Source organism: Janthinobacterium sp. 344 (genome assembly GCF_900112025.1).
Taxonomy (GTDB): Bacteria; Pseudomonadota; Gammaproteobacteria; order Burkholderiales; family Burkholderiaceae_D; genus Janthinobacterium.
Genome location: NZ_FOKL01000001.1, coordinates 151,648 through 164,840 on the forward strand (window position 1 = coordinate 151,648; position 13,193 = coordinate 164,840).

The 13,193-nt window shown below is 64.2% G+C and carries 11 protein-coding genes and 1 tRNA gene; 4 read left to right on the forward strand and 8 right to left on the reverse strand.

The features are described from left to right. Nucleotide 1: 1 nt before the first annotated feature. Nucleotides 2–78: transfer RNA gene (locus BM193_RS00695), tRNA-Arg, on the reverse strand. A gap of 518 nt (nucleotides 79–596) precedes the next feature. On the opposite strand from BM193_RS00695, the gene BM193_RS00700 reads away from it, so the two are divergent. Both BM193_RS00700 and BM193_RS00705 read left to right on the forward strand, forming a co-directional pair. Then, the gene (locus BM193_RS00700) at nucleotides 597–3,056 is read left to right on the forward strand and encodes a hybrid sensor histidine kinase/response regulator (protein ID WP_092794398.1); all 2,460 of its coding nucleotides are present in this window, start codon (nucleotides 597–599) and stop codon (nucleotides 3,054–3,056) included. Between the two features lie 332 nt (nucleotides 3,057–3,388). Continuing rightward, nucleotides 3,389–4,372, forward strand: a complete 984-nt coding sequence (locus tag BM193_RS00705; RefSeq protein ID WP_092794401.1) for a GGDEF domain-containing response regulator — start codon at nucleotides 3,389–3,391, stop codon at nucleotides 4,370–4,372. 92 nt (nucleotides 4,373–4,464) lie between these two features. On the opposite strand, the gene BM193_RS00710 is transcribed toward BM193_RS00705, so the two are convergent. Beyond that, nucleotides 4,465–4,860 (reverse strand): hypothetical protein, encoded by a 396-nt coding sequence (locus BM193_RS00710; protein ID WP_092794404.1) that lies wholly within the window; start codon nucleotides 4,858–4,860, stop codon nucleotides 4,465–4,467. Nucleotides 4,861–5,176: 316 nt separating this feature from the next. Between BM193_RS00710 and BM193_RS00715 the strand changes: the two genes are divergently transcribed. Next, on the forward strand, nucleotides 5,177–5,890 hold the full coding sequence (locus tag BM193_RS00715; protein ID WP_092794406.1) for a sensor histidine kinase: 714 nt from the start codon (nucleotides 5,177–5,179) through the stop codon (nucleotides 5,888–5,890). A gap of 13 nt (nucleotides 5,891–5,903) precedes the next feature. On the opposite strand, the gene BM193_RS00720 is transcribed toward BM193_RS00715, so the two are convergent. After that, nucleotides 5,904–6,437, reverse strand: coding sequence for a hypothetical protein (locus tag BM193_RS00720; RefSeq protein WP_092832187.1), 534 nt, complete (start codon nucleotides 6,435–6,437; stop codon nucleotides 5,904–5,906). Between the two features lie 182 nt (nucleotides 6,438–6,619). Here BM193_RS00720 and BM193_RS00725 point away from each other — a divergent pair, with 182 nt between their 5' ends. Continuing rightward, nucleotides 6,620–7,135: a DUF6265 family protein gene (locus tag BM193_RS00725; RefSeq protein WP_139175984.1), complete on the forward strand. Its 516-nt coding sequence runs from the start codon at nucleotides 6,620–6,622 to the stop codon at nucleotides 7,133–7,135. A 41-nt stretch (nucleotides 7,136–7,176) separates the two neighbouring features. Here the strand turns inward: BM193_RS00725 and BM193_RS00730 are convergent, their stop codons facing one another. The 5 genes from BM193_RS00730 to BM193_RS00750 form a co-directional block, all read right to left on the reverse strand. Beyond that, entirely contained in the window at nucleotides 7,177–8,475 is a 1,299-nt protein-coding gene (locus BM193_RS00730) for an NAD(P)/FAD-dependent oxidoreductase (protein WP_092794415.1), read from the reverse strand. 20 nt (nucleotides 8,476–8,495) lie between these two features. Next, entirely contained in the window at nucleotides 8,496–9,062 is a 567-nt protein-coding gene (locus tag BM193_RS00735) for a hypothetical protein (protein WP_217638401.1), read from the reverse strand. A 92-nt stretch (nucleotides 9,063–9,154) separates the two neighbouring features. Further along, nucleotides 9,155–9,919, reverse strand: a complete 765-nt coding sequence (locus tag BM193_RS00740; RefSeq protein WP_254785754.1) for a transporter — start codon at nucleotides 9,917–9,919, stop codon at nucleotides 9,155–9,157. A 72-nt stretch (nucleotides 9,920–9,991) separates the two neighbouring features. Next, the gene (locus BM193_RS29260) at nucleotides 9,992–11,647 is read right to left on the reverse strand and encodes a methyl-accepting chemotaxis protein (RefSeq protein ID WP_092794419.1); all 1,656 of its coding nucleotides are present in this window, start codon (nucleotides 11,645–11,647) and stop codon (nucleotides 9,992–9,994) included. A gap of 163 nt (nucleotides 11,648–11,810) precedes the next feature. Beyond that, nucleotides 11,811–13,193, reverse strand: coding sequence for a multicopper oxidase family protein (locus tag BM193_RS00750; RefSeq protein ID WP_092794422.1), 1,383 nt, complete (start codon nucleotides 13,191–13,193; stop codon nucleotides 11,811–11,813).

Here is a 13,193-nt window from a genome sequence, read left to right on the forward strand (position 1 = left end):
CTGGTGCGGCTGGCAGGAATTGAACCCACGACCCCTTGGTTCGTAGCCAAGTACTCTATCCAGCTGAGCTACAGCCGCGCAGGCAAACATTATAGCGTATTCATTTCGCTTTGAAAAGTTCGATTTTTCAATCGCTTAGCTGATTTTGCAGAATACCGCCCCGCACCATCAACCACCTTTTCACTGCTAAAAAGCGTACGCCTTTTATCGGTGGACACTTCTGCTTTCACAGTGGCATCCAGCGAATCGAGAAGTTGCTGTCTCGAAAGAAGCGGGATTATAGGGACTGCTTTCCCGCCTGTCCAGTGCTATCTTCAGCCGCGTGGAAAACGCGCGGCGCGCTGGCCGCCGCCCGCCGTGCAAGCGTGCGGTGGCCGTGTGCCGCTTGGAGCTACAATACCAGTCAGATGGTGCGTCATATGCATGCGCAGCAAGGGGCGCATCACGGGACGCTGGCACATGGCGATGGCCGCAGTCCAGCATGCCCGTGACCATGACCAACACACCGCGCGGCGACGGGCCCTGGCCCGCCGGGCAGCGGCGGCCCCACAGGGCAAGGCGGCCCGCGTGGCAGACTAACTGTTGCAGGATTTCCGATGGCCAAGCATGACCGCAAGCAAGACCTGCTCCCCCCATCGGCACCGCTGCGTCTGACAGCAGAGCACCTCGTCCGCTTGCTGGAAGGCGTGACCGACGGTTTCAGCCTGCTCGACCGCGACTGGACCATCCGCTATATCAATACGCGCGGCGCCGACATGCTGGCGCCGCAGCGCCTGCCAGGCGCCAGCATGGCAGGCAGCAGCCTGTGGCAAGCCTGTCCCGGCTTGCTGGGCACGGAACTGGAAACCTATTACCGGCGCGCCATGGCGCAGCAGCACAGCGCCAGCTTCGAGCTGTTCTATCCGCCGCTGGGGCGCTGGCTGGAAGTGCGCATCTTCCCTTCCAGCGACGGCTTGACCACCTATATCCAGGACATCAGCCAGCGCAAGGCCGCCGAAGAAACCCTGCGCCAGAGCGAAGAAGACTTGCGCGCGCTGGCCAATTCCATTCCACAACTGGCGTGGATCGCCAGTTTCGACGGCACCATGTCCTGGTACAACCAGCGCTGGCACGACTACACGGGCACCACCGCCGAGCAGATGGCCGGCGACGGCTGGAGCATGGCCTACGATAGCGAGAGCCTGCCGCACATGTTGCAGGGCTGGAAGGCCGCCTTGCGCGCCGGCACGCCGTTCGAGATGGAATTCCCCATCCGCGGCGCCGACGGCCAGTACCGCTGGTTCCTGACGCGCGCCAATCCCGTGCGCGACCGGGGCGGCCAGCTGCTGCGCTGGTTTGGCACGAGCACCGATGTCGACCAGGTCAAGCGCGCGCAGGAAGCCTTGCGCGACGAAACGCGCGTGCTCGAACTGCTCAACAACACGGGCGCCACCCTGGCCGGCACCCTGGACCTGCCTGCCCTGCTGCAAGAAACCGTGGACGCGGCCACGCGCATCAGCGGCGCGCGCTTTGGCGCCTTCTTTTACCAGGGTGATGAGGCCCTGCCCCCGGCGCGGGCCGTGAGCGGCATCAGTGCGCAACAGGCCAACGCCATCGCCGCCGAACTGCGCCAGGGGCCGGCCATGCGCCAGAACGATTTGCTGGCGGCCCCGGATGGCCACGCGGGCGCCGATATCGCACCGCCGCTGCGCAGTTGCCTGAGCCTGCCCGTCAGCTCGCGTTCGGGCCAGTTGCTGGGGCGCCTGCTGCTGGGGCATCCGCAAGCGGGCATGTTCAGCGCGCGCAGCGAACGCATCGTCTCGGCCATCGCGGCCCAGGCCGCCGTCGCGCTGGACAATACGCGCCTGTACGCGGCCGCCACGCGCGCCGCCGAAGAGCGCAAGGTGCTGCTCGACAGCGAGCGCGAGGCGCGCGCCGAGGCGGAGCGCACGAACCAGCTGAAAGATGATTTTCTTGCCACCCTGTCGCACGAACTGCGCACGCCGCTGTCGGCCATCCTCGGCTGGGCCCAGGTGCTGCGGCGCGGCACGCGCGACCAGGCCGACCTGCACCGCGGCCTGCAAAGCATCGAACGCAATGCCCGCGCGCAGGCACAGCTGATCGAGGACTTGCTCGACATGAACCGCATCACCTCGGACAAGGTGCAACTGGACCTGCAAACGCTGGTGCCCGCCAGCGTCATCGCCTCGGCCATCGAAACATTGCGTCCGGCGGCCGACGCCAAGCACATCACCATCGATTGCAACGTCGCCAACGATGCCGGCACCATCACGGGCGACCCCAGCCGCCTGCAGCAAGTCATCTGGAACCTGCTGTCGAACGCCCTGAAATTCACGCCACAGGGCGGGCGAGTCGATATCCACGTGCAGCGCGCGGGCAGCCGCCTGGCCATCACGGTGGCCGATAACGGCATCGGCATCCGCGCCGACTTCCTGCCGCACGTGTTCGACCGTTTTCGCCAGGCCGATGCCTCCACCACGCGCAAACATGGCGGCCTGGGCCTGGGACTGGCCATCGTCAAGCACCTGGTGGAACAGCATGGCGGCACGGTCACGGCCAGCAGCGCCGGTGAAATGCAGGGCGCCAGCTTCACCGTGCGCCTGCCCCTGAGCGCGCCGGCCACGCCGGCAGGCCAGCCCGGCAACGCCCTGCCCGACTTGCGCGGCATCCGGGTCTTGCTGGTCGACGACGAGCCGGACGCGCGCGAGCTGACGGAACGCATCTTGCGCGACAGCCACGCCGAAGTCCACGGCACCGGCAGCGCGGCCCAGGCGCTGCAGCTGCTGGGCCTAGTACAGCCTCACGTGCTGGTCAGCGACATCGGCATGCCCGGGGCGGACGGTTTCGACCTGCTGGCGCGGATCCGCGCCCGCGCTCCCGGCGACTGCGGCGCCCTGCCCGCCCTGGCGCTGACGGCATTTGCGCGGCCGGAAGACCGCCAGCGCGCACTCGACAGCGGCTTTCAGGCCTGGATCTCGAAGCCGCTGGACCCCAACGAACTGCTGGCGGCGGTGGCCCGCCTGGCCACGCTGCGCCTGGCCGACGCGCCGCCCTGAACGCGGCGTCAAAAGATGATATAAAGAAATACATATCCCAAGACAAAATATCTATTCCCATGGGTTAGCCTTCCTACTTTCAGACGCGGCACTGTCCTACAAGCAACTTACGCGAAGTTTGCTACACTGAAATGCAGAAGTACACCTGTATGGCAGGCTGGCGACAGGCAAACCTGACTGGGAAGCGCGGCAGTAGCGGACTCGTGCGCTGTTGTGCGCCCCATCTTGATGCAAGGCGCTACTATCATGCCCAGCCGCCGTCAGCCCCGCCACCAGCCCATTACCTGCGGCGGAAGCCAGCGTTGCATTAGACCGTATAACCGAGACCTTACATGCCCAGCCAAGATGAGATTTTGAAAGCCAAAATTTTGGTCGTCGACGACTCACCCGACAATGTCGACCTGATGCTGGAAATCCTGCGCGATGCCGGTTACACCAACGTCACGGCCACCATGCGCCCGGCCCAAGTCTGCCCATTACACCGGGAACATTGCTATGACCTGATCCTGCTGGACTTGCAAATGCCCGAGCTGAATGGTTTCCAGGTCATGAAAGGCTTGAAAGAGATCGAGCATGGCGGCTATTTGCCCGTGCTGGCCCTGACGGCGCAGCCCAGTTTCAAGATCGCCGCCCTGGAAGCGGGTGCGCGCGACTTCATCAGCAAACCGTTCGACCTGATGGAAGTGCACAAGCGCATCCACAACATGCTGGAAGTGCGCCTGCTGTACAAGGAACTGGCGCAATACAGCAAGCAGCAGCAGGAGCTGGCCCTGCATGATCCATTGACGGGCCTGCCCAACCGGCGCCTGCTGGAAGACCGCATCGAGCACACCTTGCAGCATTCGGCCCGCAACCGGGGCAAGTCGGCCATCCTGTACCTGGACCTGGACGGCTTCAAGGCCATCAACGACAGTTACGGCCACGGCTACGGCGATGAAATCCTGAAAATGGTGGCGGCGCGCCTGGTGGGCGCCTCGCGCAAGGAAGACACGGTGGCGCGCATCGGCGGCGATGAATTCGTCATCGTGCTGGGCAACCTGGCTGGCAAGGGCGACGCGCGCGAACCGGCCGCCAAGCTGATCGAAGTCATTTCCGAACCGTATTTCATCAACGACCTGACCCTGCGCCTGTCGACCAGCATCGGCATCGCCATCTACCCGGACGACGCCACCTCCGTCGAATCGCTGCTGGGTGCGGCCGACACGGCCCTGTATGAGGCCAAGCGCGCCGGCAAGAACCGTTTTTGCTGCTCGCCGCACGAGGTGATCGTACCGCAAGTGAACATGCAGAAAAGCAGCATCCCATCGATCGCCTGACGCCTGAGCGGGTGATGCCCGCTTGAGCGGGTGATATTCATAAAAAAAACCGGGCGCCTTGCGGCTACCCGGTTTTTTTGACGTTTCACCGCTTATTTCTTGACTGCCGCAGCCTCATGCTTGCCAGCATGCTGGTGATCCGTCTGCGCATCGACGGTATCGGGCGACACTTCGATGCGCGTGATGCCCGCATCGACGGAAATCGGGTCGCTGGCGGGGAAAGTCATTTCCACGGCGTCGTCCAGCAATTCTTCCTTGGCCCGCTCTTCGCCGCTCATGCCCTCTTCATCGGCCAGGATGGCCAGCGCGCTGGCCCATTTGACGAAATTGAGGTTGGACAATTCGCGCACGGTGGTCACGCCAAACGCCTGCTGCAAAGCCTTGGCGTCTTTCGCGCTGACACCGCGCAAGGCGCTGATGGGGGCGTTGACGATGTCGCGGAAGCTTTTGTCGAGGTATTCCTTGTCGACGATGGTTTCGATATTCATGGCATGTCCTTTCGTTTCTATAAATGGGCCTGCGCCGCGCCCTGCGCCACACTGGCGGCGATGCTGCGTGAAGATGTTGCACGCCCCCACTATGGCAGGCGTGCCTGGCCAGGTATGTGCGCAACCGTACGTAACTGCGCGTACACTTGCTGATGACGGCAGCAGGCATAAAGTTTCCTATTGCACAAAAATGATGGGAGGAGATTAAAATTGCCGAAAAGACAGAAATTTTCCATCCATGCGCCCTGCGATGAAATCATCATGTATGATCCACAACTTGAATTTGGTCCTCTCCTTTCACCATTCACGGGGCGCTATGTCCGCACAAACAGATCCGAACCAGGAAACGGCCCAAGCCGATGCGGAACGCGCCGCCGATCTCAGCGAGTTGCTGGGTCACGTCAATACCAGCTGGGATAACGAGCGGCGCGCCCTGTCGCGCCAGTTGCATGACAGCCTGGGCTCCTCGCTGACGGCGCTGACCATGCACCTGTCGCTGCTGACGCAAAAGATGCCGCAGGAAGCGGCCCTGCTGGACCGCGCGGCGACCATGAAGCAACTGCTGTTGAACGTGATCGAAACCAACCGCCAGATGCAGATGAAGCTGTGGAACGACAAGCTGGAATTTCTCGGCGTGAATGTGGCACTGGGCGAACTGGCTGCGCAATTTGCCGAGCAGCACAAGATCACCGTGCGCTGCAGCCTGCCGGAAGATGAACTGATCTGCCCCCGCAACGTGGGCGTGGCCCTGCTGCGCACCCTGGAAGAAGCGCTGAGCAACATCGCCGCCCACGCGCAGGCCACCGAAGTGGACATCATCATCGATGACAATGACGAAGCGCTGATGATGACCGTCAAGGACAACGGCGTGGGCTTGCCCACCCATGCCCCCGTCGAGATGAGCAAGCACGGCCTGCGCTCCGTGCGCGAACGGGTCCACTACCTGGGCGGCACCTTGAGCCTGGCGGCCAACCCGCAAGGCGGCACGGCCCTGAGCGTGATACTTCCCCGTATTACGCCAAAAGAATAAGCTGACCGCCGCCTCAGCGCGGCGCCCCCACGATCGCCTGCGGCAGCACCAGCTGCGCGACGAGCGCGGCGCGGCATTCCGCCTGGCCCGCCAGCGTGCCCAGGCGGCCATCGAGCAGGCGCAGGAAATATCCCACGCGCAACACATCCGTCAATTGCCGCATCAGCGCCGCGTCGGCCGGGTGGGCCTGGCTCAACGCCAGCGCCAGCAGGCTTTGCCAGATATCCGCCTGCGCCGTCTTCCAGCCAACCGTCTGTAAAAAGCTGCCAGGCGGCTGGCCCAGCTCCCCATGCACGCTTGCCAGCAAGGCATCGCGCGGCAGTGCGCCAGGCAAGCGTTCCAGTTCCGTGCGCCACAAGGGGAAACGCAGCAGCGGCGCCGGCAGCGCCTCCAGGCTGGCGATGAAACTGGCCCTGCCGTATCCCTGCATGCGGAAATGCAAGGCATGGCGCCTCTTTTCCTCGGCCGCCTCCTCGCCCGTGCACGACAGCAGCAACTGGTAAAAATCCAGCCTGTCCGGCTCCAGGCCCAGGCTATCCAGGGTCATGTGCAGGGCAGCATCGCCTGGCACAGCGGTTAGTGGTTGCTTGGCAGTGTCATGCATGGCGGGCTTTCGGCAAGGTGGTGATCGGCGGTGCTCCGAGTATAGAGGGTTTTGCCACCGTTGCGCCGCGCGCCGCCGCGCATCGGCTACACTGGGACATGATCTTATCGACAAGGGGAGACAGCATGCAACGAATCGCAACGGCCTTGCTGGCAGCGCTGCTGGCCATGGGCGCCGCCCGGGCCGCCGACAAAACCGTGCCGCCGCCGGAAACCGTGGACAAGCTGGCCTGGCTGGCCGGCTGCTGGAACGTCGATGGCGCCGAACCCGGTTCCGGCGAACAATGGAGCACGGCCGCCGGCGGCACCCTGCTCGGCACCAGCCGCACCGTCAAGGGCGGCAAGACGACGGCGTTCGAGTTCGTGCAGATCCGCCTCACCGAACCGGGACAGCTTGCCTACATCGTGCAGCCCTCGGGCCAGCCGCCCGTGACCTTCAACCTGCTGCGCCAGGACAAGCCCAACGAATTCATCTTCGCCAACCTGGACAATGATTTCCCCAGCCGCATCATCTACCGCCACGACAGCGAGCGCATCCTGCACGCCAGCATCGTCGGCACCTTGAAGGGCAAATTCACCACCATTGACTTTCCCATGACGCGGGGCCGCTGCGAGGCGGCGCCGGTGGCGCGCAGTAAATGAAAAAAGGGCCTTGCGGCCCTTTTTGACGGAATAAAAACGGATCAGTGCAGCTTGACCTGCGGCGTGCTGCGCTTGATGAGGAAACGGCCCATGGCCATGACGGCCGTGCGCACGCTGCCCAGCACGGCATTGTGGTGCATCAGGTGCAGGCTCACGTACATCATGCGCGCGACAAACCCTTCGACAAACCAGCTCAGGCCCTTCAGCGAACCCATCAGGGTGCCCACCGACGTGGTGCGGCCAAACGACACGAGCGAACCGTAATCGAGGTATTCATACGGCTTGGTCTGTGGCGGCTTGCCCTTCGCTTGCAGGAGGAAGGTTTTCAGCAGGTAATCCGCTTGCTGGTGGGCAGCCTGGGCGCGTGGCGGCACCAGCTTGCCGTCGGGACCGGCACACGCGGCGCAATCGCCCAGCGCATAGATATTCGCATGGCCCTGCACATTGAGCATGCCCGTCACTTCCAGCTGGCCGGCGCGGTTGGTCGGCAAGCCCAGGGTGGCGAGGAATTCCGGCGCGCGGATGCCGGCCGCCCACACGCAGATGTCGGCCGCGTAACTGGTGCCGCTGGCCACCGTCACCTTGTCGGGGTCGATGGCCGTCACGCGCGTGTCCGTCACCACCGTGATGCCATGCTGGTGCAGCAATTTCGAGGCGGCGATGGAAACGCGTTCGGGCAGCGGCGCCAGGATGCGCGGCGCGCCTTCCAGCAAGGTGATGCGCACATCCTTGATGGCGTTCAGGTTCTGGAAGCCGTACGCCGCATACACGCCGCTCGCTTCGCGCAATTCGGCCGCCAGTTCCACGCCCGTGGCGCCGCCGCCGATGATGACGATATCGACGCCGGGATGGCCCGCGTCGCCCTGGCGCTGCTCGGCCATGGCCAGCAGTTTCAACAGGGTCAGGCGGAAGCGTTCCGCGTCTTCCGTGGCGTTCAGGGAAATCGTGTTTTCCTTGGCGCCAGGCACGCCGAAGTAATTCGAGGTGCTGCCCACGGCCAGCACCAGCTGGTCGTAGCTGACCGTGCGCTGCGGCAAGAGCTGCTCATCCTTGTCGGTGGCGATGGCGCCCACCGTCAGGCTGTTCGATGCCGCGTCGAGGGCGATCAGGGGACCGTAGACATAGGTAAAACCATTGTCATGCGCCAGCATCTGGTACGACAGGCCTTCCTGGTGGATGTCCAGGGTGCCGGCCGCCACCTCATGCAGCGATGGTTTCCAGATATGGTAGAGGCGGCTGTCGACCAGGGTCACCTGGCCGGCGCCGAGCTTGCGGCTGAGTTTACAGGCCAGCTCCAGGCCGCCTGCTCCGCCACCTACGATTACGATTTTACTATGCAAAGATCCTCCGATTGACTAACTTAATTCCTGTGGTCGTTGCCCCGATCGCCGCGGTTGCCATTGCCATTGTTGCCCGGCTTGTTGCCTGGGCCATGGCCGTTGCCGTGGTCATTGCCATGACCTGGACGGTTGCCGTGGTCGTTGCCAGGGCGTCCCGGGCGGTTGCCATTGTCGTGATGGTCGCCCGGGCGGTCCGGCCGGCCATGCTGCGGCTGCGGCGGACGGCCACCGGGACGGCCATAGTGGTGGTCGGGATGTTGCTGGCGATAACGGGGCACATACTGGTTGTTATACCAACTATCCTGTACGAAATAAACTTCTTGGTTACAGGCATTATACTTGCGGCAGTGCTTGGACCAGTTTTTCGCATGGCCAGGCGGCACGCGCAGGTAGATCGGGCGGCCCACGTAGTGCGATGGACGCTGCACGATGATCGGTTGCGGATACAGCAGTTGCGGCGCGGGATAGTCGCCCACATCGATGCGCCCGTAAAAGCCGGGCTGGCCGATCGTGACCGAGACGCCAACCTGGGCGATGGCGCCCGTGGCGGCCGACAGCAAGGCGGCGGCAAGTATCAGGTTTTTCATGGAGGCACTCCTTGTATTGGTTATGTCTTCATTGTAGACCTTGTGCCAAAACAAGTTTGTACGCAAAGACACATAAGGAAAGTGTCACCCTTTCACCACAATTTTCCTAAAGGCACGACCAAACCGCTGAACAGCGACCAGTCCGGCGAGGCGCCCGTCAGCCCCCGCGCCATGCCAATATCGATGGCCAGGCGCGGCGTGGGGCTGTAGGTGGCGGCCAGCAATAGCTGGGCCGTGGCCGGCGCGCCGCGCAGCCGCGTGCCGGAAAGCTCCGCCGTGGCGCCCCAGCGCGCGCTGACGGGCGTGGAAAATGAAGCCGCCCAGCCCGTTTGCACGGTGCCCGTGCCGGGATCGGCGGCGCCCAGGCGCGTGGCATTCAGGTTGGCATCCATGTGCACAGGACCCAGGTCGCGGCTGAAAATGCCGTTCAGCGCGACGTCGCTCTTGCCGCTGCCGATGGCGTCCTTGGCCGTTGGCACCTTCCAGCCCAGCTCCAGGCCCAGGGCCGTGGCGCTGTCGAGCACGAAGGCGCGCTTGAGCACCACGGTGGTGTCGCCCACGCCCGTCTCGCGCCGGCCCGTGTCGTCGCGCGCGCGCACGTAGCCCTCGCCTTCGAGCAAGAGCCCCCACTCGGGCGTGAAGGACAGTTTGAAGGTGTACGGCAGGCTGGTGCGGCGCGTGTCGCCCGTTTTCGTCGACAGGCCGCCCACTTCAAATTCCAGCTGGCCCGGCGCGGGCAGCTGGGCGGGACTGGCGACGGAGGGCCGGTAAGGCAGGACGGGATCACCGTCCTGCGCTTGTGCCAGCGGCGCCAGCAGCAGGGACAGCATCAGCAGGGGAACGGCGGGAGACGACATGGCAGGCCCATTGGCGGCAAACGATAGCCACAGCCTACCACCGTCGCGGCCATGGCGCGCGGGCAAGCCGGCTCAGGCCAGGCGCCGCACGCCCTGGCGTGCCACGGCGGGCGGGCGGCGCAGCGGCGTCACATTGTTCGCCGGCGGCACGGCGCTGCGTTCGGCCTGCGCCTGCAGGCGGAACACGCCCACCAGCTCCGTCAGGGTCTGCGCCTGGTCTTGCAGCGATTCGGCGGCGGCGGCGGCCTCTTCCACCAGGGCCGCATTTTGCTGCGTCACCTGGTCCATCTGCAGCACGGCCTGGTTGACTTGCTCGATGCCGGCGCTCTGCTCGGCGCTGGCAGCCGTGATTTCCTGCATGATGTCGGCCACCTGGCGCACGCTGGTGACGACTTCATCCATCGTCTTGCCCGCGTCATGCACGAGCTTGGCGCCTGCCTCCACCTGCTCGACGGAGTCGCCGATCAGGGTCTTGATTTCCTTGGCGGCACTGGCCGAGCGTTGCGCCAGGTTGCGCACCTCGGCCGCCACGACGGCGAAGCCACGGCCCTCCTCGCCCGCCCGCGCCGCTTCCACGGCCGCGTTCAGGGCCAGGATATTGGTCTGGAAGGCGATGCCGTCGATGACGCTGATGATGTCGACGATCTTGCGCGACGAGGCGTTGATCGATTCCATGGTCTGCACCACCTGTTCCACCGCGGCGCCGCCCTTGCCTGCCACGTCGGAAGCGGCGCCGGCCAGCACATTGGCCTGCCGCGCATTGTCGGCGTTCTGGCGCACGGCCGAGGTCAGCTGCTCCATCGACGACGCCGTCTCTTCCAGTGAACTGGCCTGCTCTTCCGTGCGCGACGACAGGTCGAGGTTGCCCTGGGCAATTTCGCCGGACGCCGTATTGATCGTGTCCGTACCCGAGCGCACCTGGCTGACGATACCCACCAGCTTGTCGCGCATGGTCTTCATGGCAAACAGCAGGCTGTCGCTGTCGTGGCTGGCCGTGCGGATGTCCATGGTCAGGTCGCCTTCGGCAATGGCGCCGGCGATCCGCACCGCATAGGCAGGCTCGCCGCCCAGCTGGCGCGTCAATGCCCGCGTGATCAGCGCACCCAGCGCCAGTCCCGCCGCCAGGCTGCCCAGCACCAGTGCGATCATGAAGCTGCGGCTGGTCTGGTACACGCTGGACGCCTGGTCGGCGGCGGCCTTGGCCCGCTCTTCTTTCTGCAAAGACAATTTATCCAGCACACTGTCAAGCTCGTCGGCATGCAGCCGCGTCTTGTTCAGCAGCTGCGTCAAGGTGGGACTGCGCTGCGCCAGCGGCTCGGCCGCCGCCAGCACCAGCGCCTGCTGCATGGTGGCGATGTACTCCGCCTCGACGGCGGCAAAGCGGGCAAACAGGTCCTTGGCGGCCGGCGTGACGAACAGCGGCTGCGCCTTGGCCAGATAGCTTTTATTTACGTCGAGAAATTTGGTGATATCGGCCTGGCGCTTGCTGCGCTCGTCCTGCGTGGTAGCCAGCAGGAAATTGCTGCGCGCCCGGCCCACCTTGATCAGGGCGATATTCGCTTCCTTGATGTATGACAGCCCCAGCAGCTCCTGAGTGTACATTCGTCCCGCCATGGTATCGATCTTGCCCATGTTGAAGATGCCGATGCCGGCCACGATGGCCCCCATCAGGGCCACGCAAAAGAAGGCCGCGAGCAGGCGCGTGCCTACCTTCATTTGATTCAACATGTTTCCTCCCAAGCCAGACGGTGGCGGATAAGCACAGCAATGCTTTGAATATAGGGAAAAAACGGTTAAAAAAATGCTCGGATTGTCACCAACCAACAATTCCTTGATATAAAGCAACATGCACAAGGGCTTGCCGTGCTAGGCAAGCCCTCGAAGCAAGCGGTCAGTGTCCGCCATGCCCTGTCGGCTTGCGCACCGTCATCTCGATGCCGCCCTTGGCCGCCGGCTTGGCCGCGCCCTGGCCGCGCACGGGTTCCGGCAAGGCGCCCGTCCATTCATACGCCAGGGTGCCGGCCGGATGCTTGTACCAGCCCGGGTCGCGGTAATCGCCCGGTTTCTGGTCCTTGCGCACCTTCACCGTGGTAAACATGCCGCCCATGCCGATGGCGCCGAACGGGCCGTCGCCCGCCATCATGGGCAGGGTGTTGTCGGGAATCGGCATCTGCATCTCGCCCATGTCGGCCATGCCCCGCTCGCCCATCACCATGTAGCCGGGCACCAGCTGGTTGATCTTGGCCGCCACGCCCTGGTGGTCGACGCCGATCATGGTCGGCACGTCATGCCCCATGGCATTCATCGTGTGGTGCGACTTGTGGCAGTGGAAGGCCCAGTCGCCCAGGTCCGTGGCCGTGAACTCCACGGCGCGCATCTGGCCCACGGCGATATCGGTGGTCACTTCGGGCCAGCGCGACTCGGGGCGCGTCCAGCCGCCATCCGTGCCCGTCACCTCGAATTCATGGCCATGCATGTGGATCGGGTGGTTGGTCATGGTGAGATTGCCCACGCGCACGCGCACCTTGTCGCCCTGGCGCACGACCATGGGGTCGATGCCGGGGAAGACGCGGCTGTTGAAGGTGAACAAATTAAAATCCGTCATGGTCATGATCTTCGGCGTGTAGCTGCCCGGATCGATGTCGTAGTTACTGAGCAAGAAGACGAAATCGCGGTCCACCTTCATGAAGTTCGGGTCTTTCGGGTGCGTCACCCAGAAACCCATCATGCCCATGGCCATCTGCGTCATTTCGTCCGCATGCGGGTGGTACATGAAGGTGCCGGGCCGCTTGGCGACGAATTCATACACAAAGGTTTTACCTGGGGCAATGCCGGGCTGGGTCAGGCCCGTGACGCCATCCATGCCGTTCGGCAAGCGCTGTCCATGCCAGTGCACGCTCGTGTGTTCCGGCAATTTGTTGGTGACAAAGATGCGCACGCGGTCGCCCTCCACCACTTCGATGGTGGGGCCGGGCGACTGGCCGTTATAGCCCCACAGGTTCGCCTGCATGCCGGGCGCCAGCTCGCGCACGACGGGTTCGGCCACCAGGTGGAATTCCTTGACGTTGTTGTTCATGCGCCAGGGCAAGGACCAGCCGTTCAGGGTGACGACGGGGTTGTAGGGGCGCCCGTTCGGCGGCGGTGGCGGCGCCTTGGTGTCCGCGCCGGCCATGCTGACGGCTTCCGGCAACGAGGCCGCGCCCACGCGGCTGACGGCCGCCGCGCTCAGGGCGACGGCGCCCGCGTTCATGAAAAAGTTTCTACGTGTAATCAT

Excerpts from the sequence above, each read along its gene's own strand:
- BM193_RS00700 (WP_092794398.1), top strand. The coding sequence starts at position 597 with ATGGCCAAGCATGACCGCAAGCAAGACCTGCTCCCCCCATCGGCACCG.
- BM193_RS00705 (WP_092794401.1), top strand. The coding sequence starts at position 3,389 with ATGCCCAGCCAAGATGAGATTTTGAAAGCCAAAATTTTGGTCGTCGAC.
- BM193_RS00710 (WP_092794404.1), bottom strand. The coding sequence starts at position 4,860 with ATGAATATCGAAACCATCGTCGACAAGGAATACCTCGACAAAAGCTTC.
- BM193_RS00715 (WP_092794406.1), top strand. The coding sequence starts at position 5,177 with ATGTCCGCACAAACAGATCCGAACCAGGAAACGGCCCAAGCCGATGCG.
- BM193_RS00720 (WP_092832187.1), bottom strand. The coding sequence starts at position 6,437 with ATGACCCTGGATAGCCTGGGCCTGGAGCCGGACAGGCTGGATTTTTAC.
- BM193_RS00725 (WP_139175984.1), top strand. The coding sequence starts at position 6,620 with ATGCAACGAATCGCAACGGCCTTGCTGGCAGCGCTGCTGGCCATGGGC.
- BM193_RS00735 (WP_217638401.1), bottom strand. The coding sequence starts at position 9,062 with ATGAAAAACCTGATACTTGCCGCCGCCTTGCTGTCGGCCGCCACGGGC.
- BM193_RS00740 (WP_254785754.1), bottom strand. The coding sequence starts at position 9,919 with ATGTCGTCTCCCGCCGTTCCCCTGCTGATGCTGTCCCTGCTGCTGGCG.
- BM193_RS29260 (WP_092794419.1), bottom strand. The coding sequence starts at position 11,647 with ATGTTGAATCAAATGAAGGTAGGCACGCGCCTGCTCGCGGCCTTCTTT.
- BM193_RS00750 (WP_092794422.1), bottom strand. The coding sequence starts at position 13,193 with ATGATTACACGTAGAAACTTTTTCATGAACGCGGGCGCCGTCGCCCTG.